The sequence below is a fragment of the Actinosynnema sp. ALI-1.44 genome, assembly GCF_001984155.1.
GTDB lineage: Bacteria > Actinomycetota > Actinomycetes > Mycobacteriales > Pseudonocardiaceae > Kibdelosporangium.
The window spans coordinates 60,360-85,667 of record NZ_MTQO01000044.1; the positions used below are offsets into that span (position 1 = coordinate 60,360).

Genomic DNA, 25,308 nt, shown 5'->3' on the forward strand with positions numbered 1-25,308 from the left:
GTTTCACGACCAGGCCGCGCATGTCGTGACCTCGAACCCCCGGCTGGGGAAGACGGCGTCCATGAAGAAGTCGTGTATCGCGGGATCGCTGTCGGCGCAACCGTCTCGCAGCACGGTCACGTGATAGCCACGGTCCGACGCGTCGTAGCACGTCGCGGCCACCATCGCACTGGTCGCGACCCCGGCGATCGCCAGGCTGCCGATGCCACGGGCACGCAGCACGAGGTCGAGATCCGTGCCCGCGAACGCACTCGCGCGGCGCTTGAGCACCACGACATCCTCGTCGGCGACCGGCAGATCGATCTCGGTTCCCGCCGATCCCTCGTGGAACGCCTCCCCCACGTCGTAGAACGACTTGTACAGCTCGTTGCCCGGCGGCAAGTCGGCCCCGTTGCCACGGAACGCGAAATGCACGAAGACAACGAGCGCACCCGCCGCCCGCGCCCGCGGCAGCAAGTCGGTGACCGGCGGGATGACCTGCTTGACGAACGGATAGCCGCCCGTGATCCCCCGTTGGAGATCACCGATGATCAGTGCGGTTGTCAAGACAAGCTCCCATCGACGAGATCAGCACCGCGCTCAGCGGCGTCATGCACGTGGTTTCGCGGACCCTAATGTGACCTTAACCGGTGTGCCGAGCACGGGATCACGCGAAGAAGCACCACGAAAAAGTCACCATGGCACGAACGAACCGGGTCACGGCCGCAGTGCTCGGCGCGGCCGCGGTCGTACTGGGCATCTTCACCGCACCGTCCTCGGGGGCGGCTGACGAGGACAACTGCACGGTCTCCGTCGACTGGGAAGACCCGACGGTCACCTGTTTCGCCACGTTCACCGAGGCCGTCCGGGTCGCCACCGGCGGCTCCATCACCGACGCCCCGGCGACCGTCGCCGAAGCCGTCCGGGACGACGCGTTGATGCGCCGGATGGGCGTCAACCTCGAGAAGACCGCGACACTACCCGTGCTGATACCCGCAGCGACCTGCCGGTGATGCCGGTCGTCAGCGGCGTCAGCATGAACAACCGCACCAGGTCGATCAGGTGGAGCTGACACTTTAAGACGGCCTTAACCGTGGTGAGCACCCTGCCGGACGACATCACAGGCAGGTGGAAATCCACGAAAGGGATCCGAAGATGACGCGACCACTACGGGGAGGGTGGCCGGTGCGCGCCGGGCTGGCGGCGGTGCTGGTGACCGCGCTCGCCTGCCCGGCGAACGCGGACCCGCTGCAGCCCCTCACCCGCGCCGAGGCCACCAGTCCGGCTCCACTGGCACAGATCAGCCACACGGCTTCGTGCCCGGCAGGCACCCGCCTGACCGGCATCGGTGGCGTGATCAACCAGTCGACCGGCAAGGAGGCGCTGACCGCACTCGAACCCGACTCCGGTTTGACGAAGGGCACGGTCAGCGCCACTGGCCCCGCGGGCAACTGGACGGTGACTGCGAACGTGGTGTGTTCCGAAGTGGCCGGACTCAAACTGGTCCGGCAACCAGGGCCAGTCGGGTTCCCCGTCGTAACTGCCGACTGCGGCCCGGGACACCAGGTGCTCGGTGCGGGCGGGCGGGTCCCCGGCGCGCAAGGCAACAAGCTACTCGCGATCGAACCGAACGATGCGTTGACATCCGTCACCGTCATCGGTCAGCTCGGTGCGGGCAGATGGGCGGTGACCGCCTACGCGATCTGCGTGCCCACCGCCTGACTGGGGGTCGTGGAGCCGGAGAACGGCGCCGGCTCCACGTCTATCTCCCGCATCCGAACCACATAGGTGCGATAACGGCGCCGGGCCTCACCGTGGTTGCCCGCCGCGACCAAGGCCCGGATCAGCGCGAGGTGCGCGGTTTCGTCATAGCAGTCACGTTCCAGGATCCGCAGGCAGTAACGGCTCGCCGCGAGCAGGTCACCGGTCTGGCCCGCGTACTCGGCCAGCACGGCGGCCACCTGCAGATAGGTCAACCGGGCGTCCTCACGCAGCTCCGTCGCCCAGTCCGCGTACGGGTCTTCTTCCAGGAAGTCCCCTGCGAACGCCGCCTCCGCCGTGGCCAGCAGGCTGACCGCGGCTGAACGTTGCTGTTGCCACGCCGCTAGACCGGCTTTCGCGTCGGCCAGAAACACCAGCACGTCGACTGAAGCCAGGGTGGGATCCAGCCGCACAGCACCATTTGTCACGACGATGCCGTGCTCGTCGCCGCCGTCGGGGGCGAGAACCTGGCGCGCCGTGGACAACGCGACCGACAGCCGGTTGGTCAGCCGCTCCGGCGCCTCGTCCGGCCACAGGTGCGCCATCAGCGCTTCCCTGGTCATCGAACGCCCACGCCGGGCCACCAGGATCTTGACCAGATCACGGGCCTTCCTGGACTGCCAGGCCGTGACCGGGACCGGCACACCGTGCCGCAGCACACGAAAACCGCCGAGCGTCTGGATCTCCACCGGGGGCCGCGCCGACGACTGACACGCCTCGGCCACCGCGGCCGCCCGGGTGGCCAGTTCCCGTGCGCCCAGGCGTTTGGCCAACTGCGCGGCGCCGTCGGCCATCACCGCGCCGTCCGCACCGCCGGTGATCTTCGCCGTGACGACCGTGACGCCGATTTCGCCGAGCGGGTTGCCGATCTCACTCCACAGCACCGCTGCCTGGTCCAACAAGGACAGTGCGTTGTCCCGGTCGGGTTGCGCTTGGGCCGTGAGCTCAAGGGCTTCCGCGACGGCGGCACGGTCGCCACGGGCAGCGGCCACCCGCTGGGCTTCGGCGCACCGGTCGGCCACCTCGTCGACCCGGCCACGCACCAGGGCCAGCCTGGCCGCGGCCAGCAACGCGTGGGGATAGCCGAACCCGGTGCCGCACGCCAACGCCCGGCGTACCAGGCCTTCAGCCGTCGCCGGTTCGTCCTCGACGAGCAACCGCGCAAGACCGATCAGCGCTGGCACGAGTTGCGGCAGCGCGTTGTTGTCCTCGGCCAGCCGGATCGCGTCGCTGAACGCGGCACGAGCCAACACGCGGTCACCGCGCAGCCGGTAGATCTCGCCGAGCGACTCCAGCGACAGCGCCGCCAACCGAGACCCGGCCTTGTCGTAGACAGCCCGCGCCGCGTGCACGTCGGCCGCGGCCTCGTCGAGCTGACCAAGCCCGAGCCGGGCGGCACCACGGTTGTTCAGTGCCAGCGCACGGTAGGTGGTGAAGCCCGTCAGGTCGGCCAGCCGCAGCGCGACTTCCAGTTCGGCGAGGGCAGCGCGGTGATCGCCTTCGTGCACATGGTGTGCGGCCCGGTTGACCCTGATCCGGATCTCGCCGAGCACGTCACCGGCGACTTGCGCGTGCCCCAACGCCCGTTGGTAGTGGCCGGCGATCTCGCCGCGGTCCCCCTCGGCGTTCGCGATCATGGCCAGCGTGGTGTACGCGGCGGCCAGTGCCGCGTCGTCGCCGCACTGCTGGGCGGAGGCGAGTGCCTTGGCCGCGGTGGCGCGGCTGGCTTCGAGGTCACCGTGCGCCCAGTGCGCACTGGCCGCGACACTCAGCAGTCTCGACTCGGCGGCCGGGTCCTCCCCTGTCAGCCGGCATTGGTCGAACACCGCGAGGGCTTCGCCCGGTGAGCTGCTGAAGTAGTGCATGGACGCGATCCGCATCGCCAGCACCGGCGGCGTCTGCCCGTCGACCTGCCTGACGGCGCGTTGCAGGCAGGCCATCGACGCGCCCCACTCGCCGCGGATCTCGTGGGCGAAACCGATGATCTGCCATGTGGCCGACGTGCGCCGCGCGGCCGGGATCCGGCTGACGACGTCGATGACCGTCTCCGCGTCCCCCTCCTGGAACAAGTCAGCGGCATGCTCGGCCACCAGGTGTTCGGTCCGCTCGTGGTCACCCAACTCGGCGAGCACACGGGCCGCCTCGGCCCAGTGCCCCCGGCCGGTGAACCACGCGACCGCCGCGGTCCGCAGCTCGCGCCGGGTGGCCTCGTCGACCGGGAACCGGTCCGCGACGAACATCCTGGCCAGCGGGAGCACCCCGAACCACCCGGGTGAGCCCATCAGCCGTTCGACGAACACACCGCGGCCGACCAGACCGGCGAGCACGGTCGCGGCGTCCGGGAAACCCAAGCCGCCCAGCAGGTCCGCGCTGACCCTGTCGAACACGGCGGACACCCGGACCAGCTCACGGGCCACTTCGGGTTCGTTGCCGAAGAACTCGCGGGCGAGGTAGTCGAACAGCTCACGGCTGCGCGCCAACGGCCGCAGCGCGCCACGCAGATCGAGCCAGGTCGTGTGCCGCAACGCGTCCGCCACCATCCGCACCGCGACCGGCCAGCCACCGGTGGCCTGGTGGACGGCCGCCGACAGGTCAGGCGCGCCGGTCAGCTCGCCGATCTCGCTCTCGGTGAAAGCCAGCTGCGCGGCCGTGATCTCCAGCAGGCCCCCGTCGCGGCGCAGCCGCCGAACCGCGAACGGCACCGGGTCCCGGCTCGACACCACGATCCGCAGACAAGGCGGGGCTTGACGGCACAACGCTTCCAGCAAACCGATCGCCGAATCGCCCACCCCGATGAGATGGACGTCGTCCAGCACCAGCAGGACAGGACCCGCCGCGGCATCCGAAACGGCGTCGCACAGCAGCGCCGCCAACGCGTGCGCCTGGTTGGCCAATCCCGCATCGCCCGCGAACTCGTTGTCGGCCAGCACATCGGGCATCTGGAACCGCAACGACGGCAGGACAGCGCGCAACTCCTCGGCGAGCCCGCGGAGCAACGGCTGCGTTTCCCGGTCGGCAACGGTCACCCGGTGCCAGGCGACCGGCACCTGCCCGGCCCACTCGGCCAACAGGGACGTCTTGCCGTACCCGGCAGGCGCGATCACCGTGGTCAGCCTGCTCGCGCGGGCCGCTGTCAGCAGGTGTTCGAGCCGCGGCCTCGACAGTTTCGCGGTAGTGGTCATCGTTCGCCCCCATGGCACCGGCCCCAGCACCAGTGCTATCGGTGCGACCACCCGAATCATCACGGATCGGGTCGGCTCACTCCGGAGATCGGAGGTCTTCGCTGCCGGACGCCGCGCTTGATCGAGGTCGGCAGAGGCTACTCGGCCAGGAAGGCAGACTCGTTCCAGTAGCCCGGATCGCGCCCGTAGTTGGGCGTGGTGAACGCCCGGTCCCATGAGGCGTCGGGGGCTATGAGCTCGCGCCATGGAGCGACCTCGGTGTACAGGACTCGCATGGAGTTGAGGGCAGCATGGTGCAAGTCGGGGCCATCGGTGGACACAGCGTCCTGCGGCACGGCCACTTCGAAGTTGCGGGACAGTCCTGATCGAACGGTCGCTTCGACGCAGACGTTGGTCTGCAGTCCGGCGACGATGAGCCGCCGCACATCCAGGTTGCGCAGCAGCGGGTCCAGTTCCGTGTAGTCGAAGAAGCTCGCCCGGGTCTTGTCCAGTACGAGATCGTCGGCCAGCGGGGCGACCGCGTCGATGATCTGGTTCTTCCACTGCTGGTGTTCCGCGGAGACGGGGGGCATCCGCTGGGATCGGTCTCGCATGAGCCGGGCGAAGCGCGGGCTCATGCCGTGGTTTCCTGTCGACCCGCGAGTCGACCGTGAGTAGATCACCTGCATCCGCTGTGCGCGCGCGGCCGTGAGCAAGGACGCGCACTCCTCGACGGTCTCGTCCAAGCGCCAGATGGGCGGCCAGCCAAGGCCTTCACGGACCCCGTCCTGTGACAGGTAGGTGTTCTGCATGTCGATCATGAGCAGCGCCGTGCCAGACATCGAGTTCCCGCTCTCCGTGAGGTGCCGCGTCCGCCACCATCTTGACCTGCCCGGGCGCTCGACCGCGAAGGAGGCTCTTTCCCGCTGATCGCGAGAAAGAGCCTCGCAACTGCGCAAACGGGTCGGGTACGGCCTGCTCGAAACGCTTACTGCCGCTGCTGGTCGCCCTGTTCCCCGGCTTCCCGCGGTTGGTCGTCGTTGCCGAGGAACTCCCTGGCCTTGTCGGTCGTGCGGTCCACCTGCTCGTCGGACGCGCCGAACTTGTCCTTCGCGACATCGCCTGCCTTGGACATTCCCTTGTCGACCTGGTCCTTGTGCTCACCAGCGAAGTCCTTCGCCTTCTTCGCCATGTCACCGACGTTCATCGCATGATCCTTCCGGTCTGGAATGGCTTCTCGAACCGGTTTCCCCCGGGCGGCGCACCCACGCCGGATGTCACCGGCTCGAGTGACCCCGGATCGTGTGCGCTCGCGAAAATCGTTCAGGTCTTGTGCGGAATCACGAAGATGTGGCTCGTGGTGGCGTTGTGCTTTGTGGTGGATCCGCGTGATTCGGCCAGGTCCTCCGCTGTGCCCTGCACCGCGCCGTCCAGCCCGCCTGTCCACCGCACCAGGACGTAGGCGCTGAACCGCTGGTCGCAGTCGGCGCGGACGGCAAAGGCGGGCAAGTGCAACGGTACGTAATGGTGGTGCACCGCAAAGGACATGTCGCGGATTTCTCCGGTAGCCCGGTTCTTCTGACAGACCTCGTCGCCCTTCCACTGGGTGACGTACAGCGTGAAGGCGGCCGTCGACGCGGTCGAGGCGGACGTGTCGCAGTGCTTGTCCTTCTGCGGATAGCAGGACTGGTACTGGGTGTCGGCGAAGACGCTGAGGTGGGTGAAGCCCGGCGCGAGGCTGAAGGACGGGAGCTCCGGCTCCCGAGCGATCACGTTGGGTTCCGGTCCCACGCGCACGAGGCGACGTGACACCGCACGCTGTGCGGGCACGCCCGTTGTCGTGTTGTCCACGGACGTGGCAGCGAACTCGATCCACCCGCTGTCCAGCCGGAACTGCGCGTCGAGGTCTTCCCTCAGTGTGGCGGCGCGGACGTACGCGGTGCAGGTGACCTTGGTGGCCACCCCGGGATGCACCAGAAAACGTGTGGTCAGCTGGACGTTCTCCTTCTCCCGCTCCGGCGACGTACCGGGTTGCAGGATGTTCTGTCCGGTCACGAAGTTCCGCTCGCCGCCTGGCCATCTGCACCGCACCTCGTTGCCGAACAGCGAGCGGTCGGTCGCCGAGCTCGCGCGCATCACCGACACCACGTACGCGGTCTGCGTCGCCGACATGGCGAGCTCGACGCTGCCCAGCGGCACGACGTCATGATCAGATTTCCAGGATCCGCCCGGCGCTGCCGTGGGCATCCGCGGCGCACGTATGGCACGTGGGGTGAAGTCATGTCGGGCGGTGTTGGCAGGCGCGGCGGCGGCCTCGGCGGGCACCGTGGCGAAACGTCGTGCATCGTTGGCCGCCGTGCTCGACGGGATCGCGATCGCCATGAGTGCCACAGCGGCGGCCGCGAGTGGTCGTGAGCGCCGATGACCGGACCGGCTGACCGAGGTCGATGATTCTCCGACGGCGGTCGAACCCGTTGTGACGGGCGTACTGCTCTCTCCATGTTGCGGAACAGCGGCCGCCATTGCCGCTGCCGCGTCCCGCAGCCGCAGCAATGGCTCTGGATCACATCCGCATGCTTTCGCTATGTGAGTCACTGCCGTGACTGGTGGCAGCGTTTCCCCTTTGATGTAACGCCACACAGTGGCGCGGCTGTAGGGGATTCGCTGCGAGCTGGGTGAAGCTCAGGCCCGCGTCGAGTTTGGCCTGCTGCAACGCGGCGGTCAGACGCTGTGCGGGATCCGCATCGTCATCCGGGGATGGATGCGGCTGTTTGTCTGCGTGCTCGCCGAGCGTCATATCGACGGATCTCCTGTGCCTCTCGGCCTCGATGCCATGAGTGCCTGTATTCAGTTGGGCACTACATCGTTCCAGATGATGGCCAGGCGACGAATGGGCATCAGCCGACACGTACCTGAACGGGGCAACGCCGGGCTGAGCCCCACTGATCGTTTCAGACGCGTTTCAGGAACGCGTCTGAAACGATGGCACCTTTCGCGACCGGCACATGAACCAGCAGGCTCGACCACGGTCCCGATGCGCTGATTCCGAAGATGTGCCGTGCCTCGCTCCGAGGGGGAACGAGGAACGACAGGACCATAAGGCACCAAACGAGAAAGGTAGCCTCCATGCGTAATCTCAAAAGCCTCTGCGCCGCGCTGGGAATGGCAGCATCACTCGCCGCTGTGACACCTGCCGCAGCGCAGGCCACGCCATCCAGGGCCGACAGCACAACAGTCAACGTCACACTTTCACCCACAACCGCGGTCTCCGAGCCGTGTGCAGCCGGGTGGCTGTGCCTCTACCGAAACACCGGCTACATCAACAAGAAGTTTGAGACTCAGCGACAGAACGCATGCTGGCTCCTGGCGGACTACGGCCTTCAGAACGCCGTCTTCTCGTACGACAACAACTTGCCCGTGTACGGTCATTTCTACAATTCAGCCAAAGCGAATGTCTGGAACATTCGCAACGGTGGACACAGTTCGGACAGTTCATCGTTCTCGGGTGAACACTGGTTCTGCACCGGCTCGGCAAGGCCGTAGCAACTCCGATCGGCGACACGCTGGGCAGAGAGAGCGTTGCAGATGGGTATGGCCGGACGTAGGCCATACCCATCTCCATGCGGAGCGTCGACGATCGACCCCTGGTTCAGGCATACCGAGGGCCGAACTGGATTCGGCTCACAGTCCGGCTTCGAGTTCCGCGATCCGCCGGAGGTCGTCGGCCAGTTCCGGTCCGTGAACCTCGACGGCCTTGGCGCGGGCCAGCATTTCCCTGGCCAGGGTCGGTTCACCTTGACGGGCCGCCGCCTCGGCTCGGAGTACGAGCAGCTTCACGAGCTGGACCGTGGTCGGCTCCTCGTCGGTCCGATGCAGAGCCCGGTCCAGGACTTCGACCGCCAGCTCCAGGTCCTGCTTGGCGTCCACGAACAGCGAGCCCACGTGGATGGCGCGGTCGAACGTCGCCTTCGGCAACGGCCGGTGCCGCTGGTTCTCGCTGATCGGCTGGGCGATCTGGATCGTGTTCCCCCCGGGGTCGGTCACCAGGAACTGTCGCGAGCCGTAGCTCATGTCCTTCAACGCACCCAACCGAGGAAGTCCCTGGGTGGGCACCGACCCGAAGGCCGCCCGCAGCCCTTCGGTGAAGGCCGCGTACAGGTAGTCGACATCATCGGTGTCGACCAGGCAGCCATGCGCGGAGGACGTCGGATCGAACTTCCTGTCTCCGTAGAAGTTCAGCTCGATGCCCCCGCGCTTCACACTCAGAAACTGGTAGGGCGCCGTCTGCCGGAACGTGATCTCGAACCCCAGTGCGGTGTAGAAGTCGGCCACCGACTCGATCGACTGGGCCATCAGCCTGGGAATCGTCTTCTCCGTCATGGTCCCGAATGTAGAGATCACCCTCGCCCCCCGCACATGAAAGTGACACCTCCAACCTTCCCTGGTCAGCGGCGGTGGGAGTGCTATCTGCGAGTCAGTCGAACCACGACGAAGTTGATCTTGAAACGGGTTGGTCCAGACCCCTCAGCACAGGTTTCGGGCGTTGTGACGAGCGCGGGCTTCAGCGGACCACCCCTCGTGCCCGCATCGGCCCGAATGGAGGTAGTGATCGAGCAAGCGGGTCTGGGCCGTGTTCCGGACAGCCTCGGTGTCCTGGGTGTCGGTCAGGTGCGCGGCGTACGCACGGAGCAGGTCGTGGAAGTGGTACCGGTCGAGGCTGGTTTGCTGAAGCAGATGGACGTCGAGGAGTGCCTCCAGCGAGCGGCGGGCATCGGCGAGGTCGACATCGGCGAGGGCGGCAGCGACACACGCGTCGAACTCGCGGCCCGGGTACAAGCCCAACAACCGGAACAACCGCTGCACCGGTGGGGTGAGGTTGTTGTAGGACAGGGCGAACGCGGCCGACACGCAACGGTCCCCCGCGGCCAGTTCGACGAGTCGCCGCCCCTGCGGGCGAAGGCGCTCCAACAGGTGCGCGACGGTCCAAGTTGGACGAGTCCGCAGTCGGGCGGCGGTGTTCCGAACGGCGAGGGGTAAGTGGCCGCACAACCGGATCACCTCCGCGACGGCCTCGGGTGCCGCCCGCCGGTGGTTGGCGGCGATTCGAGTGAAGAGGGTGACCGCGTCGGCATGCGGCAGGACGTCCAGGGACAGGACGCGGGCGCCGTCCAGGCCCGGGAGCTGCCGTCTGCTGGTGATCAGGGTGAGACAGCGCGGGCCGCCAGGCATCAGCGGCCGGATCTGGGCAACGCCCGCGGCGTCGTCCAGAACGAGCAGGACTGCGCGATCAGCCAGTTCACTGCGCCACCGGGCAGCCCGCGCGTCCAGTCCACTGGGGATGTCGACGTCGGGAACGCCGATGGCGCGCAACAAGGTGTCCAGTGCGGCCATCGGGTCGACGGCTTGCTGGTTGTCGCTGTGGCCGTGCAGGTCGACGAACAACACGGCGTCGGGGAACCGCTGAACCAGTCGATGGGCGGCGTGAATGGCGAGGGTGGTCTTCCCCACGCCTGCCATCCCGTTGATCACCGCCACGGGTGCCGCGGGGAACGAGGCCAGCAGTCGCCCGAGTTCGTCCCCGCGCCCGGTGAAGTCGGCGACGTCCCCCGGTAGGTCGTTGCGTCCCGAGGGGTTACTCGGGTTCCACAGTTCGACCTGTTCGGTGTCACCGCGCAGGACGTGTCCGTGGCATTGGCGCAACTCCGGACCAGGCTGGACGCCCAGTTCCACGGACAAACGCCGTGATGTGTCGTGGAAGACACGCAGGGCCTCCGCTTGGCGGCCCGCACGGCAGAGGGCGAGCATGAGCTGGCTGGCCAGGCGTTCATCCAACGGGTGGTCATGGACCTGCGTGAGGAGTCCGGGCAGCAGCCACGCGTGCTCACCACCGCGCAGACGCAGATCATTGCGGTCCAACTCGGCGGCGTACCGTTCCCGGTTCAGAGTGTCCCGGACACCCGCCAACCAAAGGGTGTCCAGATGAGCGAAAGCCTCCCCGCGCCACAACGCCTGGGCCTGATCCAACAACGCCAGCGCGCGCTCGTCGTCCACATCGCGAGCCTGGCCGACCAGTTGACGGAAGCGGTGCAGATCCGTCGCTTCGGGCGCGACGGTCAGCACATAGCCCTCAGGCCGCCAGGTCAGGCCGATCTCGTCGCCGGCAGGTGCCAGGACGTGACGCAGGCGGGTGAGGTACCCGGACAGCGTGCTCCGTGCCCGCGGCGGTGGTTGTTCTCCCCAGACGCGGTCCACCAACTGCTCGACCGAAACGGCCCGGTTGGCATCGACCAGCAACGCCAGCAACACGCACATCTGGCGCGCGTGCCCGACATCGACCGGGTGACCATCGATACGGACCTCGACATCCCCCAGCACAAGGAGCTCGACGGTCACGTGTGCGTACGCTTCGCCGGAAGACGCGTTCGGCGCGGAACACCAGTGGCGCCCTGGACCGGGAGACGAACCGTTTCCAGCGCGTCATGGCCAGCCGAGTCGATCTTGTACGGGGCTTGGTCGGCATCGGCCGGGTGGTGCCAGGCCTGGTGGATGTCGAGTGCCTGGTCCCAGGTGCAGGCGAGGTCACCGGTCGCCCCGGCGAGCTGCCGAGCCTGGTCCAGGTGGTCCAACGCGTCGCCATGCCTGCCCAGCCGTGCCAGGGCAGCACCCACGTGCAGATGGGAGCGAGCGACCAAAGTGGACTCGTCAAGGCGGACAGCGGCGGTGAGAGCGGCTTGCCAGGCCACCAGCCGATCGGGCAGGTGCCCCCTGTGCCGCTGGTAGGTGTCCAGCGTCCACGCCAACTGCCAGACCACGCCGTGCCAGTTCTCCTCGACGGCGAGTCTCTGGCAGGCAAGCAGATTGTGGTGTTCGGTATCCAGCCACCGCAGAGCCGCGGCCTGATCGCCGAACGGCCGGGGGTGGCAGTCGGCGATCGGCTCCCCGATGTGGACGCGAGGACGTCGCGGGTCGAGCAGCCGGTCGGCGGCGACAGCCAACTGCGAGTAGTGGCCGACGAGCCGGGCGAGTGCGGTGTGACGGTCCTCATCGGTGGCACTGGCGGTCTGACGCGCATAGTGGCGGAGCAGATCGTGGAAGCCGTACCGACCCGGTTGGGGTTGCTGGAGCAGGTGCGCGTCGACCAATCCTTCCACCAACTTCTCCGCGACGTCCACAGTGGCGCCTGTCAGGCAGGCGGCGGCGTGTGCGTCGAAGTCCGAGCCTGGGTGCAGTCCCAACAATCGGAACACGCGTTGTTGGTCTGAGGTGATGCGCCGGTAGGACAAGGTGAACGCGGCGGCGGCACCACGGTCTCCGGTGTCCAGTTCGGCCAGGCGTTGGTGCCGGTCGCCGAGTCGATCGACCAGGTGGCGCACGGTCCAAGCGGGACGGGTGCACAGTCGAGCGGCGGCGATCCGGACCGCCAACGGCAGATACCCGCACAGCCGCACGACCTCCCGCACGGCTTCCGGTTCGTTCACGGCGCGGTGTTCACCGAGGATTCGGGTGAACAACGCGACCGCTTCACGGGCAGGGAGAACATCCAGGGACAGGACATGCCCGGTGTCCAGGTCCACGAGGCGGTGCCGGCTGGTGATCAGCACCCGGCAGTGGGGACTGCCCGGCAGGAGCGGACGGACCTGGCTGGCGCTTGCGGCGTTGTCCAGCACCACGAGGACTTCGCGGTTGGCCAGTTCCGCGCGCCACAACGCGGCCCGCGCGTCCAGGCTGTCGGGGATCCGCTCTCCGGGCACACCTGCGGCTCGCAGCAGGACGTCCAATGCGGTCATCGGGTCGACGGCCGTTTCGTCGGTGGTGTGGCCATGCAGGTCGATGAACAACTGCCCGTCGGGGTACCGCTGGGCCAGTTTGTGAGCGATGTGCACAGCGAGGGCGGTTTTCCCGATGCCCGCCATGCCGTCGATCGCCGTGACCGCCACCGCCTGTGGCGCGAGGCCGTCCGCTGCGGTAGGTGGACAGGCGAGCAGTCGCGTGACTTCATCGACGCGGCCGGTGAAGTCCACGACATCACCGGGAAGGTCGTTGCGCCTCAGGACGTTGCCCGATCGGCGGGTCGAAGCGGCAGCGTGGTCGAAGTCCCCGCTCAGGATCCGATCGTGCAGTCGACGCAGGTCCGGGCCGGGATCGATGCCCAGCTTCTCCGACAGCAGCCGTTTGGTTTCCTGGAACGCTCGCAGGGCCTCGGATCGGCGGCCCGTGCGGTGCAGAGCGAGCACGAGCTGGCCGGCCAGGCGCTCGTCCAACGGGTGCTCGGCCGCGTGAGCGACCAGTTCCGGCAGCAGCCGGGCGTGTTCGCCCCGGCGCAGACACAGGTCATTGCGGTCCAGCAGCGCTGCGAACCGTTCCCGGTCCAGGGTTTCACGAATGTCAGCGAGCCACGGGGTGTCCAGGTGCGCGAAGGCTTTTCCCCGCCACAGCCCCAATGCCCGCTCCAACAGCGTCACCGCCCGGTCGTCGTCGACGCGCTGAGCCTGCCCGGTCAGGTGCCGGAACCGGTGCAGGTCAACCACATTGGGTTCGACAGCGAGGGCGTACCCACCGGATCGGCGTGCGATGTGCACCTCCTCGCCGCCGTCGGCCAGGACTTGACGCAGCCGGTTGAGGTAGGTCGCCACCGTGCCCCTGGCCCGGTGCGGCGGCCGATCACCCCACACCCGATCCAGGATCTGGTTCGTCGAGACAGTGCGGTTGGCGTCCACCAGCAGTGCCAGCAACACGCACAGTTGGCGTGAATGACCGGCGTTGACGAGGTGCTCGTCGATATGGACCTCGACGTCGCCAAGCACGCGGAACTCCACGGTCATCCCTGCCCACCTTCCCCCTGGCCCACCAGGGCCCCGCCTTCTGCTTACCGGTTTCGACCTGACCGTTCAAGACCCCTGTTGCCAGCCCGGCGACACGCCGGTTGAGCAGCGAGTTTGATGGATCCTCAAACTTTGCCCAGGTGAGGACAGCCATCGTGACTGATGTGAATGATCAGCCAGGCGTCTTGATGGGGGTGGATGAAGGGGCCAAATGGCCCATGGCTGACAGTGTTACTTACAACACAGTAAGTCCTCGGTGGGGCTCATGGCGCTTTCGCGCGCTCCTGTCCGGGACTGGGAACGACGAATGAGGAAACTGATGCGTAAGAGATCGACGGCCGCACCTGCCGCGGTGTTGGCCGCCTCGGCGGTGCTGCTGGCGGGGTTGGGGGCCGGCCCAGCGCTGGCTGCGCCGGCCGCGCCGCCACACGCTGCTTCGACGGCCGCGGCAGCGACGCAGACGACCTTGAAACAGAAGGTCGAAGCCGGGGCGGTGCTGGGTGTCCTGGTCGATGCCAAGCTGGCTGGGCTCGGCGACCGCGATTTCGTGTTCGCGTTGTGGCAGCGGGCCCTCAAGGACAAGCCTGAGATGAAGGAGGTGCGGGCGTCGGCCGAACTCGCGCTTCTCAACACCGACGCCGCGTGCACGCTGTGGATCACGACGGAGATCTTCCAGGCGAGGGACCGTGACCACGCCAACATCGTTCGTGATGAGAACGAGGCGCTGATCGCCCGGCAGCGCAAGCAGAAGGCCGCGGCGACCATCGGGATCGAGGCCCAGCCGGAAGAGCTGGTCGTGAACTACCAGAACTTCGTGTACTGGCTGGCCAATCACCCGAAGGCGGGCCCCAAGGTACGCGAAGGCGCGTTGAAGGCATGGGGCGGCACGGACGCCGACCGGATCACCTTCCTCGACAACGACCTGCTCAAGGCCCACCAGCTGGACCAGGACAACGAGAACGAAGCCAAGCGCGACCGCAACGCCAAGTCCAACGCCGCGGGCGTGTTGGCGATCGTGGCGACCGAGGGGCAGTTGAACCTGTCCTGGGCCAACTTCACCACGTTCATCTGGGATCAGGCAGGCAAGATCAAGAAGGACAGCGAGGTCACGATCGCGGCCGAGACCGCGGTTCGCAGCCTCGACGAGAACGCCCAGAAGGCCTTCGTCTACAAGGGCATCCACGAGGCCAACGCACGCGACCGGATCAAGGCCATCGAGAAGCAGGACGCGGAGAACCTGCAACGCCTCCGTGAGCTGAAGGTTCGCGTCGAGAACAGCCGCATGCAGCCGGCTTTGGCCGCCGCGGCGGCCAAAGCCCTGGCCGGCACACCGGACGACGTCCGCCAGTTCCTTCTTGTCGGCCAGTACGACGACGCGTTGCGGCGTCAGGCATTACAGGCCACGACCAACTGGGGGAAGGTGTGGTACGCCGCCAGTGAGGGTGGGGGCGCCACCATCATCGCCGGTGACCCCAATGGTGGTGTGCCGGGAACGCCGCTGCCCGGTACGACGTGGAAGATCCGGGAAGGACTGGCGGACGCGAACTGCTTCTCACTGGAGTCCGCCACCACCGCGGGCAGTTTCCTGCGGCAGAAGGAGCTGCGGGTGCAGCTGGCACCCAGCGACGGCAGTTCCGCGTTCAAGCTCGACGCCACCTGGTGCAGCCGGCCGCAGTCGGACGGCACGGGGGTGTCGTTGGAGTCCAAGTCGTCTCCAGGCCGGTTCATGCGCCACTTCAACGGCGAGATCTGGGCAGCGAACAACTCCGGTGGCGACAATCCGTTCGACGCCGCCGACCTGTTCGCCCAGGACACCACCTGGGCAGTGGTCGCTCCCGACCCGGTGGTCACCAAACCCGGGGGGAAGGCAGGCAAATCGGACTATGACGGTGATGGTCGCGATGACATCGCGGCGTTCTACGACTACGACGAAGCGAAAGCCAAGCTGTGGGTGTGGCGCGGCACCGAATCCGGTTTCGCGACAGGTCCCGAGAAGTGGACGAGCGCGCCCGGCGCGTGGAATTCGAACCAGGCACAGTACGTGCCTGGTGATTTCAACGGCGACGGCCGGGGAGACATCGCGGCGTTCCACGACTACGGCAACGCACACACCAAACTCTGGCTCTGGCGCGGCACCCCCACCGGCCTTGAACCCGGGCCGGAAGTATGGGACGGACAACCCTCCAACTGGGACACCAACCGCGCAAAGTACGTAGCCGGAGACTTCAACGGCGACGGCCGCGACGACATCGCAGCCTACTACGACTACGGCAACGCACACACCAAACTCTGGCTCTGGCGCGGCACCCCCACCGGCCTCGAATCCGGACCAGAGGTATGGGACGGACAACCCTCCAACTGGGACACCAACCGCGCAAAGTACGTAGCCGGAGACTTCAACGGCGACGGCCGCGACGACATCGCAGCCTACTACGACTACGGCAACGCACACACCAGATTGTGGCTCTGGCGCGGCACTGAATCCGGTTTCACCACAGGCCCAGAGGTGTGGGACGGACAACCCTCCAACTGGGACACCAACCGCGCGAAATACGTAGCCGGAGACTTCAACGGCGACGGCCGCGACGACATCGCAGCCTACTACGACTACGGCAACGGCACGACCAAGTTGTGGCTGTGGCGTGCCACTGAATCCGGTTTCACCACAGGCCCGGAGGTGTGGGGCAGTACCGGGTGGTGGATGGAGCGGGCCGACGTGGTTTGAGCGGAACTTCTCCTGATGGTTCTTCGGGTCCGGCGCGTTGCGCGCCGGGTCCGTTTCTTCTCGATTCTTGTTGGGGAGTGATGGTGTGATCGTGTCGCGGAGATTTGTGTGTGGGTTGATCGCGGTGGCGGCGTTCACCGGGGGTTCCGCGGTGGCGCCGGTGGCGGTGGCGGCGGAGTCGCAGCAGGTGGGCGTGGCGTCGTCGGTGACGGATTGGGTGCAGCGGTGGGCGATGTCGGATCCGCGTGCGTTGGTGCGGGCAGCGGCGTGGCGGGTGCTGCTGGCCGAGGACCCGGACGCGGCGAGTGCGGAGTTCTTCGCGTCGGGATACACCTACGCGAAGAATCTGGCTGCTTCGCACAAGGAGTTCTACGCGGATTTCTGCCAGCGTGTGCTGGACACCCACACCCGGGAGTACTCGCCTGAGGTGTACGCGGCAGCTCGGTTCGCGGTCAACAGCCCGGATGACGTGGCCCGGGAGCAGTTTGCCAATGGTGGGTTCGAGGCGGCCCAGCAGCGCGACAGTGCGGTGCGGGAGAAGAAGGGTGAGCAGGCCAAGGCGGTGGTGGAAACCGATCGGGCGGTGGTTCGCAATCTGGCGGTCAACGACCCGGGCGCGCAGGTGCGGGCCAGTGCCGCGTTCGCGGTGCGTGCGGGTGCGACTGACCGGGATCTGGTGGACTTCTTCGCGGATGGGTGGGCGTTCGGGAGCCGGTTGGATCTGGACCGGTTCCGCGAGCAGAGCGGGGACAACGAGGTCGAGTGGCGTGCGCCTTTGCCGCAGTTGACCGGTGACGCACAGGCCGCGGAGAAGACCGCCCGCGAGACCCCGGCGGGGCCTGGGCGGGAGTCGGCGAAGTCCGCGGCGGTGCGGGCGTGGCAGTCGGTGGCCGAGTACACCACCCAGGCCCGCGTGTACTGGGACGACGCGCACCGACGCGCCGGGGAGCAGACCGCCAACTGGGGCCGGGTGCATGCCACCGCGACCGCCACGGGCGGCCCGAACTGGAGCGCGATGATCACCCCGGCGCGGTCCGCGGAAACCGAGTGGCGCACGGAGACCGGGTTCGCCCAGGACCAGGGCACGTACTGGGCCGGCATCCGCCAGCAGGCCATCGACGGCGAACAACGAGTCCGCGCCCTCTGAACCAACGAATTCGGCGAGAACTGTCGATTCATAGATGGGGAGACGTATGAGAGCCTTGCGAAGTTCGCCCGTGTCCGCGGGCGGTGGAAACGCACGTCGGTGGTTGTGTGGGATCACCACGGCGATGACGTTGATGGCGGGGGTGGTGGTGCCCGCCGTGGTGGTGGCGCCAGTGGCACACGCCGCCGAGGCGGGACCGGAAGACCCGGACTGGTTGATGGATCAGATGCTGCGGGACCTGGTCGCCGACATCGCGGGTTCCGCCGAGGAGGACGAGGAAGTCCGTGCCGCGGCGCGGGTGGCGTTGGCTGACGGGACCCGGCCGGTGCTGCAGGAGTTCCTCGACAAGGGAAAACCAGCCGCGCAGGCACGTGCCGACCAGCGCAAGGCCGAGGTGGATGCCCGCAACCGGGCCACGATCGAGTCACTGGCCGGGACCGGCGGGCCCGCGTTCAACGCGGCGGTGGACCGGGCACTGAAGGGTGACGCCCACGAACGCGTGACGTTCCTGGCCTACGGGCGCGACATCGCCGACGAACAGGACCGCAAGGACAACGTCGCCGCCGAACAGCTCAGACAAGCCCAGCGGGCACGGTTGCAGTTGTTGATCGGTGCCGGTGCCACCGAAGTCGCCAAGGCCGCCAAAGCCGCTCTGGACGCGGGAGACGCGGCGATCGCGGAATTCTTCGCCACCGGTTACCTGGCAGCGCTCCAGCGGGACGCCGACCTCCGGGAAGCGCGCTTGCAGGAACTGGAGAAGAAGCGCCAGGAGGAAGAGGCCGTCTCCGATCTGGCCAAGCGAGCCGAGCGAGCGGCCAAGGCACGCGCCGAACTGCTGGTTGTGCACGCGGAAGCCGTACGGGCGTTGCAGGATGCCGCGAACGCGATGACCTCCACCGCGAACGCCTCCCGTGAGGCGGAGCGGGCGTTGGTCGCGGACAACGCAGGTGGCGGGTTCAGCGAAGAGATCTACCGGCGGGCCAGGGAAGAAGCCACTCGCCAGACCGGGTACACCAAGGACGCCGTGCGACGCGCCCAGTCCGCCGGCACCCGGGCCAAGGTGCAGGCCGACATCCTGGTGGAAACGGGTCTGCCCAACGGATCCCAGTGGGCCACAGTGGTGCGAGGTATCGCCACCTCCGCCGAAGCCGCGGCGCAGGCCTCCGAAACCGCTGGGCACGCCATCGACGCGGTGACCGCCGAAGCCGCGGCGAAAGACGCTGCCGCCAAGGCGAAAGCCCACGAGGAAAAAGCCAAGCAGTGGAGGGCCAACGCACAATCCCACGCGGCGGCGGCGGAGCGGATCGCTCAGGCCGCGCAGGAACAGGCCGTCGCGGCGGCTCAGGCTGCCGAGCAGGCCAAGAACTCCCGCGCCGCGGCCGAGGAAGCGTTGCGCCAAGCCCAGGTGCACGCGGCCAAGGTCAAGGAACACCGCAGCAAAGCCGAGGAATACCGGGATGTCGCCGCTCGGCAACGGCAGATCGCCGAGGCGGAACGCGCCAAGGCCGCTCAGCAGCGCAAGATCGCTGAACAGCAGAAAGCCGTCGCCGTCGCGGCTCGCAACAGGGCGGTCAACGAGCGCAACAAGGCCGCTGCTTTGCGCCGGGAGGCCGAGAACCAGCAAGGCGCCGCTGCCGCGGCCCGGGGCGAGGCCCAGACGCAGGAACAGGCCGCGGCCAACGCCAGCGCCAACGCTGTCGCGGAGGAAGGCAAGGCCACCCAAGCCGCCAACGACGCGCGAAACGCGGACGCCACCGCCTCTCAGGCGGCGGAGCAGTACCACCGCGCGAAATGGAACCACATCAACGCCGAGGGCGAGCTACGCAAGCGAGAAGCCGAGGAAGCCGCCGCGGTCGGTGAGGAAGCCAAAGCAAGGGCGCGTGAAGCAACCAACAAGGCCCGTGGTCACGCCAACGAGGCTGGCGTCGCCGCCGGTAACGCGCAAGGCGCTGCCAGCTCGGCAAGTGACGCCGCCGCGCGGTCACGTTCCGCTGCCGCTGGGGCCAGTGCCGCGGCCGGCAGGGCACGCGCCGCCGCATCCCAGGCCGTAGCCGCCGCCGCCAAAGCCCGAGCCGCCGCCAGGGCGGCCGAGGCCGCCGCGGAACGCGCCAGGGCCGCCGCCAACGCCGCACACGCCGCCGCGGAGAAAGCCAACGAGGAAGCCAACGCGGCCGAAGCCGAAGCCGCCGAGGTGCACAGGCTGACCATGGAGGCGGACGCCAACGCCGCCGACGCCACCGCCGCAGAGGCGCAAGCGGCCGAGAACGCCCGCAACGCCGCCGATCTGGCCCTCCAAGCCAGGGACGAGTTCGCCAAGGCGTTGTTCGCCGCGCAACGCACCAAAGATGAAGCCGACGCCGCGGCCAGGGAAGCGGCGACCGCCGCACTGCAAGCCGGGATCGCCACCCGCTCCGCCGGAGCGGCGACCCAGTCCGCGGCGGGCGTGGCCGACTCGGCCAACACCGCCATCAGCACCGCGATGCCGTTCGCCAAAACCGACCTGGACGCCGACTTCGCCATCCAGGTCGCCCAGCGAGCCCAGGACCTCAGCGACCAGCAGGCCGCCTTGGCCCGGCAGGCAGCCGCCGAAGCCAGGAAGGCCGAACAGGAAGCCAAAACCGCTGCCGAGCACGCGGCTGAGGAGGTGGCGCCCGCGTTCAAGGCAGCGGCCGAAGCCGCGGCCTCTGTCGTCAAAGCCGCGGAAGCTGCCGCTGCTGCCCAGGCGTCGGCGGCACAAGCCGCGATCCACGGGGCAGCCGCGCGCGAGGCCGCGGCCCAGGCCCACGTGGTCGATGCCCAGGCACAGGCAGACGCCAAAGCCGCTCGGGCCGCCGCCAACCAGGCATCGGCTGACGCGGCACTGGCCGGACTGGCCGCCAGCCAGGCAGCGGCCCACGCCCGCGCCGCCCGCAAGGCCGCCAACGACGCGACACGCGCGGCCAGCCAGGCCGTCGCAGCGGCCAACCAGGCCAAGGCGGAGGCAGCCGCCGCCCAAGCAGCGGCCGCCCAGGCGACCAAGGACGCCGAAGCGGCCCAAGGCTCCGCCGACCGCGCCGCGGGGCACGCCAAGGACGCCAGCGCCGCCGCCGACCGGGCCAACGAGCGAGCCAACGAAGCCGAAGCCTACGCCAAACACGCCCGCGAAAAAGCAGACGAACTGATCAAGGCCGTCGGTGACGACAAGCGCATTCTGGAACAACTGGCTCAGTTGGAACGGGATCGCAACTGGGCCACTTTGGAGAACGAAACCGAGCTCGCCGACAAGATAGACAAAATCTTGGACACCATCCCCAACCCGCCGCCTCCGAACGGGTGTGGAACCAAGGACAACGCATGGATCATCCCGGACTCCGACTTCATCCTCGCGAGCTTCACGGAATCGTGCAACAGGCACGATCTCTGTTACTCGAAGGGAAGCATGGTGTCCCGAAAGCTGTGCGATGTGAAGCTCGGTGCGGACATGACGGAAGCTTGCGACGTGACATATCCAGGGGTTCTCAATATCGGCCTCAGGACTTCGTGTAAATCAAGGCCGGTGATTTACTACGCCGCTCTTCGGGCCGGAGGTCGAGATGCGTACGAGGGATCAGGTGATCCCAGCTAGGCCGACTCCGCGGTGATCCGGATGCCGACGGGCTGACCCCACCGCTGCAGCCCGTCGGCATCCGGTATCCACGGCAGGACACTGGGCTCGTCCTTGACTGATGTGGACGGCCCGCATGTCCGATCAACGTCAGTTGACAGTGAGTAGGTTAAGCTCAGCCCATCCACCCCTGTCAACAGGTGTGGGTACGATTGGGCAAAGATTCACATCAGTCATCGGTGGGGTGCGATGAGCGACGAGACTGGGGTCCCCGCTCGGCAGGAGCGGAGCTTGGCCGAGAAACTCGAATACCTGTTCCACACCGTCAAGGAACCGGGGCGGCGTGAGTACAGCAACGAGGATGTCGCAGCGGCGATCGCGCGAGATCAGGGCGAGAGCATTTCCGCGTCCTACATCTGGTACCTGCGCACGGGGCAGCGCGACAATCCGACGCTCAAGCACCTCACCGCGTTGGCCACGTTCTTCGGTGTGCCGCCCGCCTACTTCTTCGACGAGAAGGTCCGCGAGGAGGTGAAGGCTGAGCTCGCGCTGGTCACCGCGTTGAAGGACGCCGGCATTCGTGATGTCGCTCTGCGGGCGGCCGGGTTGTCCGCCGAGAGCCTCGGCACGATCGGTGAGGTGATCAACCGGGTACGTCAGCTGGAAGGGCTGCCGTCGCGCGAGGACTGAAGACGCGCGCGACCCGGACAAGCCGGTGGATCTCCTCGGTCACGTCGAGGTCCGGGGTCTCACGTGGCCCTTGCCCGGTGGGCTGGCCCCGTCTGCGGGCGTCCAGGGCAGCGGCGAGTGCGGCCGCTTCGACTTTCGCCTCCAGGTCGTCGCCTGTCACACCGTCCGCGATCGCCTGTCGGCGTGCGGTTCGCGCGACTTCGTCGTCCCAGTAGGCGCGCAGTGCCAGCCTGCCGTCGAGGATCTCGATGACACACCGGTAGAGGCGCACGTCGATCGGGACGCCGCGGGCATCCGGCGGCACCAGCACCAAGTCGGGCATCACGGTGTAGAACTCGCGCCACAGGGGCAAGAGCGCGCGGTAGGTCCGGCGCTGGCGCCAGCGGTGACGAACCTCGCTGATCTTCGAACCCCAGCTGTACGCGGTCAGCCCGGCGACGAGGAACACGAGCGTCAGACCGGAAAGAGCGGTCGAAACCGGGCCTTCCTGCCATGGCGGCGTCGAGCCGAGTCGCGTCGCCAGCGCGAAACCGGCTTTGTGCACGGCGAAGGCGAAGCCCATGAAGCTCGCCGTCGCCCACAGCCGCAGGCCGAGTCGCAGCGGTTTCTCGGCGGCACCCGAGAAACGCAAGCTCAGGCCGGAGATGTCCGCCAGCGCCACGGCGATACAACCGAGAAACGTCAACAGGTACTCGGTGACGAACGGCCAGGACGCGTACGCCCGCACGAAATCCTCGGCGTCGTCACCCGGCGCCGCGTAGATGAACAGACCGACCATGGTGACGAGGAAGACCGCCGCGATCACCGCCCGCGACCAGACCTTGCCCCTGGTTCGGCCGGTCAGGTCCACCACCAGCATCTGGACGCAGAAGACCGCGAGCACGACCGTGCTGTGTTGCACCAGCCTGACCAGGCTCGGCTCCGCGGCGAACACGGGGATCCGCTGGTAGAGCGGTGGCAGGCCCACCGTCAGCGCTGTCGCGAAGAACACCAGCGCGAGACCGAGTGAGATCTGGCCGAAGGTGCGGCGCATCCGGCTGAGCTTGTAGACCACGCCGATCCACGCGAACGCGATGACAACCAGGTGGAAGATCCTAACCAATCTCGTCACCGCCCAGGACGGCCTTCAGCTTCGCCAGCACGCCATGGGGATCGTCGACCTCCGGCGCGGCCGTCCGCACCACCTGGTAGTCGGTGCGCACCAGGACGAGTGTGGCGAAGAGTTCCGCTTCCTGCTCGAGTTCGTCGTCGTACTTCCCACGGCACAGCAACTTCCGGACGACGGAGGGGTCGAGATTCGGGGCGAGCAGCCGCGCGGTCAGATCGTCGAGCTGGGCGACTCCGCTGTGTCCGAACAACAGGTGGCCCAATTCGTGCAGGATGATGTGCTCACGGTGCGCCGTGCCGGCGGATTCCTCGTAGAAGATGTAGTCGGCGCTCTTCGCCGACACCCACAACCCCGAGGGGTTGGACGGCCGCGAGGACAGCGGGAGCAGGTGGATCGGCCGGTTCCGCTGCTCGGCGAGCTCACGGCACACCTCGGCGACGTCCAGCGGTGCCTGGATTCGCAAACGCCTGATCTGTTCCTCACACCGAGCGCGCAGTCGCGCGAGTTCCATCGTCCCCTCCTGGATGCCGCGCAACCTTACCGCCGGGTTCCCGGCTCAGTGACGCCCGTGCTCTGAAGGGCCCAAAGGGTGCTCAAGGCCTTCCGAGAAGTGGTGTGCACTAGCGCATTTCGGTTCCGGCACGATGTCGATCGCGGCGCCGCGCGATCGACGTACGGGTGAGAGTGGCTCCGCACGGGGCCGTCCGTACACGAGGAGATCAGGTATGGCGAAGTCCGTACTGTACATGTCGATGTCGCTTGACGGGTTCATCACCGGCGCGGATGACGGCCCAGGCAACGGGCTGGGGACTGGTGGCAGCCGGTTGCACGAGTGGCTCGGCGAGCCCGTCGCGGGGTATCCGCATTTCGCCCCGCCGGGGCTGAGCGGGCAGGTGTTCGCGGAGCTGATGGCGACCGGTGCGGTCGTCGTCGGCCGCAAGACATTCGACTACGCCGGTCACTGGGGTGGCGACCACCATGGCGTGCCGATCTTCGTGCCCACGCGCCGCACCGCGCCGCAGCCGCAGAGTGACTGGGTCCACTACGTGCCTGACGTGGTGACCGCGATGCGCGAGGCCAAGGCCGCCGCCGGTGACCAGGACGTGTTGGTGCACGGCGCCGGCCTCGCGCAGTCGCTGTTGCGCGAGGGGCTACTCGACGAGCTGGAGATCCACTTGATCCCGGTCGTGCTCGGCGAAGGACGGCGGTTGTTCGACGCAGACCGCATCGAGCTTGAGTTGACGCGCGTGCTCAACGCGCCCGGCGTCGCACACCTGCGCTACCGGGTGGTCTCATGAGACATCGGCCCATGGTCCGGGTTCGCCGCGATCACCGCGCGGGCGGTGGCACTGCTGGCCTGCGAGCAACACGCACCAGCACCCCGCTCACCGCGACGCACTACCCGAAGGACTACGAGAACTGCGCTTCGCCAGATCCGGCGGGCGGAGCCTGCTCGGCCCAGAACGAGGTCAGGGCTCGCGCACCGCTGACCGGGTCCTGCACCATCCACCAGTGGCCCAGCCCTTCGAGGGTCGCGACCTGGGCTCCGGCCCGGGCCGCGGACCGGCGGCGCATCTCGTCCGAGCCGACGATGTGGTCGTCGGTGGCGATGATGGCGAGGCCGGGGCGTGCCGCGGCGGCGGGGAGGTCACGGCCGAGGTCGGCCATGACCGGTTGGACGGCCGCGCGGTAGTAGGTGAGGATCGCTCGGCCCATCTCCGGGCCCTGGGCCGCAGCGACCTTCACGGCGACCTCTCTGTCGATACCCCTGGCAACCATGCGCTCGGCGCGTTCGTCGAGCGTGCCGCCGAGCCTCTCGTTGACCGACTTCTCGCCGATCCCCGGCGTCTGCCACTCCTGGGCGAGTTCGTGCCAGACGTAGTCGGGATCGAACGCGCCGAGCGTGTCGCTGACCCAGGTGCGCAGCAGGTCCGGTCTGGTCATGGCGACGGTGAGGACCATGGACCCGCCCAGGTCGTGGCCGACGAGGTCGACCGGTTCGCCCAGTGCCTCCAGTTCCGCCACGAGCCAGGCGCGGTAGCCGGGCACAGTGCAGTCGAATCCGTCCGGGATGGGAGCGCCGAAGCCGGGCGGGGACAGCCGCAGGACGTCGGCGATGTCCAGCTCGGCGCACAGCGGGTCCCAGATCGCGGCGCTCTCGGGGTTGCCGTTCACGAACACGGTGGTCATGGCTGTTCCGCCTCCTCGAAATTTCGACGCTTGGTCACCTTGGGCTGGCACCGTTCAGTTCGGTGCGTACCGGTGACGCTCCTGAAGGTCGGTGAGGACTCCACCCTCACATACTTGCTATTCGACACGCAAGTTACCTGAT

Annotated in this window: 20 protein-coding genes; 8 read left to right on the forward strand and 12 right to left on the reverse strand. The window is 67.7% G+C overall.

The window, feature by feature from the left end; all coding sequences use genetic code 11:
• Positions 1-3 precede the first annotated feature (3 nt).
• Entirely contained in the window at positions 4-546 is a 543-nt protein-coding gene (locus ALI144C_RS19030) for a cysteine hydrolase family protein (RefSeq protein WP_076988468.1), read from the reverse strand.
• A 131-nt stretch (positions 547-677) separates the two neighbouring features.
• Between ALI144C_RS19030 and ALI144C_RS19035 the strand changes: the two genes are divergently transcribed.
• Both ALI144C_RS19035 and ALI144C_RS19040 read left to right on the forward strand, forming a co-directional pair.
• Entirely contained in the window at positions 678-992 is a 315-nt protein-coding gene (locus ALI144C_RS19035; protein ID WP_076988469.1) for a hypothetical protein, read from the forward strand.
• A 142-nt stretch (positions 993-1,134) separates the two neighbouring features.
• Positions 1,135-1,701 (forward strand): hypothetical protein, encoded by a 567-nt coding sequence (locus tag ALI144C_RS19040; protein ID WP_143230726.1) that lies wholly within the window; start codon positions 1,135-1,137, stop codon positions 1,699-1,701.
• Here ALI144C_RS19040 and ALI144C_RS19045 read toward each other — a convergent pair.
• The 5 genes from ALI144C_RS19045 to ALI144C_RS54460 form a co-directional block, all read right to left on the reverse strand.
• The gene (locus tag ALI144C_RS19045) at positions 1,674-4,922 is read right to left on the reverse strand and encodes a BTAD domain-containing putative transcriptional regulator (RefSeq protein ID WP_076988471.1); all 3,249 of its coding nucleotides are present in this window, start codon (positions 4,920-4,922) and stop codon (positions 1,674-1,676) included. The two genes, ALI144C_RS19040 and ALI144C_RS19045, sit on opposite strands and share 28 nt — an antisense overlap.
• Before the next feature lie 137 nt (positions 4,923-5,059).
• Positions 5,060-5,743, reverse strand: a complete 684-nt coding sequence (locus ALI144C_RS19050; RefSeq protein WP_076988472.1) for a cysteine hydrolase family protein — start codon at positions 5,741-5,743, stop codon at positions 5,060-5,062.
• Positions 5,744-5,889: 146 nt separating this feature from the next.
• Positions 5,890-6,108, reverse strand: coding sequence for an antitoxin (locus tag ALI144C_RS19055; RefSeq protein ID WP_076988473.1), 219 nt, complete (start codon positions 6,106-6,108; stop codon positions 5,890-5,892).
• A 116-nt stretch (positions 6,109-6,224) separates the two neighbouring features.
• On the reverse strand, positions 6,225-7,283 hold the full coding sequence (locus ALI144C_RS19060; RefSeq protein WP_076988474.1) for a hypothetical protein: 1,059 nt from the start codon (positions 7,281-7,283) through the stop codon (positions 6,225-6,227).
• Positions 7,284-7,464: 181 nt separating this feature from the next.
• Positions 7,465-7,698, reverse strand: a complete 234-nt coding sequence (locus tag ALI144C_RS54460; RefSeq protein ID WP_143230728.1) for a hypothetical protein — start codon at positions 7,696-7,698, stop codon at positions 7,465-7,467.
• 329 nt (positions 7,699-8,027) lie between these two features.
• Here ALI144C_RS54460 and ALI144C_RS19065 point away from each other — a divergent pair, with 329 nt between their 5' ends.
• Positions 8,028-8,444: a peptidase inhibitor family I36 protein gene (locus tag ALI144C_RS19065; protein ID WP_143230729.1), complete on the forward strand. Its 417-nt coding sequence runs from the start codon at positions 8,028-8,030 to the stop codon at positions 8,442-8,444.
• Positions 8,445-8,582: 138 nt separating this feature from the next.
• On the opposite strand, the gene ALI144C_RS19070 is transcribed toward ALI144C_RS19065, so the two are convergent.
• From ALI144C_RS19070 to ALI144C_RS19080, 3 genes are all read right to left on the reverse strand, one after another.
• Positions 8,583-9,281: a VOC family protein gene (locus ALI144C_RS19070; protein ID WP_076988476.1), complete on the reverse strand. Its 699-nt coding sequence runs from the start codon at positions 9,279-9,281 to the stop codon at positions 8,583-8,585.
• Positions 9,282-9,425: 144 nt separating this feature from the next.
• Positions 9,426-11,294: an AfsR/SARP family transcriptional regulator gene (locus tag ALI144C_RS19075; RefSeq protein ID WP_076988477.1), complete on the reverse strand. Its 1,869-nt coding sequence runs from the start codon at positions 11,292-11,294 to the stop codon at positions 9,426-9,428.
• Positions 11,291-13,723 carry an AfsR/SARP family transcriptional regulator gene (locus ALI144C_RS19080; protein WP_076988478.1) on the reverse strand — a complete coding sequence of 811 codons (2,433 nt, stop codon included), beginning with the start codon at positions 13,721-13,723 and terminating at the stop codon, positions 11,291-11,293. The genes ALI144C_RS19075 and ALI144C_RS19080 overlap by 4 nt, the downstream gene beginning before the upstream one ends.
• A 319-nt stretch (positions 13,724-14,042) precedes the next feature.
• Here ALI144C_RS19080 and ALI144C_RS19085 point away from each other — a divergent pair, with 319 nt between their 5' ends.
• From ALI144C_RS19085 to ALI144C_RS19100, 4 genes are all read left to right on the forward strand, one after another.
• Positions 14,043-16,448, forward strand: coding sequence for an AbfB domain-containing protein (locus tag ALI144C_RS19085; protein WP_168211290.1), 2,406 nt, complete (start codon positions 14,043-14,045; stop codon positions 16,446-16,448).
• A 91-nt stretch (positions 16,449-16,539) separates the two neighbouring features.
• On the forward strand, positions 16,540-17,595 hold the full coding sequence (locus tag ALI144C_RS19090; RefSeq protein ID WP_143230730.1) for a hypothetical protein: 1,056 nt from the start codon (positions 16,540-16,542) through the stop codon (positions 17,593-17,595).
• A 124-nt stretch (positions 17,596-17,719) separates the two neighbouring features.
• Positions 17,720-21,199: a hypothetical protein gene (locus ALI144C_RS19095; protein ID WP_076988480.1), complete on the forward strand. Its 3,480-nt coding sequence runs from the start codon at positions 17,720-17,722 to the stop codon at positions 21,197-21,199.
• Between the two features lie 228 nt (positions 21,200-21,427).
• Entirely contained in the window at positions 21,428-21,868 is a 441-nt protein-coding gene (locus ALI144C_RS19100; RefSeq protein WP_076988481.1) for a hypothetical protein, read from the forward strand.
• Here the strand turns inward: ALI144C_RS19100 and ALI144C_RS19105 are convergent.
• Together ALI144C_RS19105 and ALI144C_RS19110 are read right to left on the reverse strand one after the other, a co-directional pair.
• Positions 21,822-22,979 carry an MAB_1171c family putative transporter gene (locus tag ALI144C_RS19105; protein WP_143230733.1) on the reverse strand — a complete coding sequence of 386 codons (1,158 nt, stop codon included), beginning with the start codon at positions 22,977-22,979 and terminating at the stop codon, positions 21,822-21,824. The two genes, ALI144C_RS19100 and ALI144C_RS19105, sit on opposite strands and share 47 nt — an antisense overlap.
• Complete coding sequence (locus ALI144C_RS19110; RefSeq protein ID WP_076988483.1) at positions 22,963-23,487, reverse strand: ImmA/IrrE family metallo-endopeptidase; 525 nt, start codon at positions 23,485-23,487, stop codon at positions 22,963-22,965. Before ALI144C_RS19110 ends, ALI144C_RS19105 begins: the two co-directional genes overlap by 17 nt.
• Positions 23,488-23,701: 214 nt before the next feature.
• Here ALI144C_RS19110 and ALI144C_RS19115 point away from each other — a divergent pair, with 214 nt between their 5' ends.
• Entirely contained in the window at positions 23,702-24,274 is a 573-nt protein-coding gene (locus tag ALI144C_RS19115) for a dihydrofolate reductase family protein (protein WP_076988484.1), read from the forward strand.
• Positions 24,275-24,386: 112 nt separating this feature from the next.
• Here ALI144C_RS19115 and ALI144C_RS19120 read toward each other — a convergent pair whose 3' ends face one another.
• Complete coding sequence (locus tag ALI144C_RS19120; protein ID WP_076988485.1) at positions 24,387-25,166, reverse strand: alpha/beta fold hydrolase; 780 nt, start codon at positions 25,164-25,166, stop codon at positions 24,387-24,389.
• Positions 25,167-25,308: the final 142 nt, after the last annotated feature.

Coding starts and splice junctions, on each gene's coding strand:
- ALI144C_RS19035 (WP_076988469.1), top strand. CDS start 678: ATGGCACGAACGAACCGGGTCACGGCCGCAGTGCTCGGCGCGGCCGCG.
- ALI144C_RS19040 (WP_143230726.1), top strand. CDS start 1,135: ATGACGCGACCACTACGGGGAGGGTGGCCGGTGCGCGCCGGGCTGGCG.
- ALI144C_RS19045 (WP_076988471.1), bottom strand. CDS start 4,922: ATGACCACTACCGCGAAACTGTCGAGGCCGCGGCTCGAACACCTGCTG.
- ALI144C_RS19050 (WP_076988472.1), bottom strand. CDS start 5,743: ATGTCTGGCACGGCGCTGCTCATGATCGACATGCAGAACACCTACCTG.
- ALI144C_RS19055 (WP_076988473.1), bottom strand. CDS start 6,108: ATGAACGTCGGTGACATGGCGAAGAAGGCGAAGGACTTCGCTGGTGAG.
- ALI144C_RS19060 (WP_076988474.1), bottom strand. CDS start 7,283: ATGGCGATCGCGATCCCGTCGAGCACGGCGGCCAACGATGCACGACGT.
- ALI144C_RS54460 (WP_143230728.1), bottom strand. CDS start 7,698: ATGACGCTCGGCGAGCACGCAGACAAACAGCCGCATCCATCCCCGGAT.
- ALI144C_RS19065 (WP_143230729.1), top strand. CDS start 8,028: ATGCGTAATCTCAAAAGCCTCTGCGCCGCGCTGGGAATGGCAGCATCA.
- ALI144C_RS19070 (WP_076988476.1), bottom strand. CDS start 9,281: ATGACGGAGAAGACGATTCCCAGGCTGATGGCCCAGTCGATCGAGTCG.
- ALI144C_RS19080 (WP_076988478.1), bottom strand. CDS start 13,723: ATGACCGTGGAGTTCCGCGTGCTTGGCGACGTCGAGGTCCATATCGAC.
- ALI144C_RS19085 (WP_168211290.1), top strand. CDS start 14,043: ATGCGTAAGAGATCGACGGCCGCACCTGCCGCGGTGTTGGCCGCCTCG.
- ALI144C_RS19095 (WP_076988480.1), top strand. CDS start 17,720: ATGACGTTGATGGCGGGGGTGGTGGTGCCCGCCGTGGTGGTGGCGCCA.
- ALI144C_RS19100 (WP_076988481.1), top strand. CDS start 21,428: ATGAGCGACGAGACTGGGGTCCCCGCTCGGCAGGAGCGGAGCTTGGCC.
- ALI144C_RS19110 (WP_076988483.1), bottom strand. CDS start 23,487: ATGGAACTCGCGCGACTGCGCGCTCGGTGTGAGGAACAGATCAGGCGT.
- ALI144C_RS19115 (WP_076988484.1), top strand. CDS start 23,702: ATGGCGAAGTCCGTACTGTACATGTCGATGTCGCTTGACGGGTTCATC.
- ALI144C_RS19120 (WP_076988485.1), bottom strand. CDS start 25,166: ATGACCACCGTGTTCGTGAACGGCAACCCCGAGAGCGCCGCGATCTGG.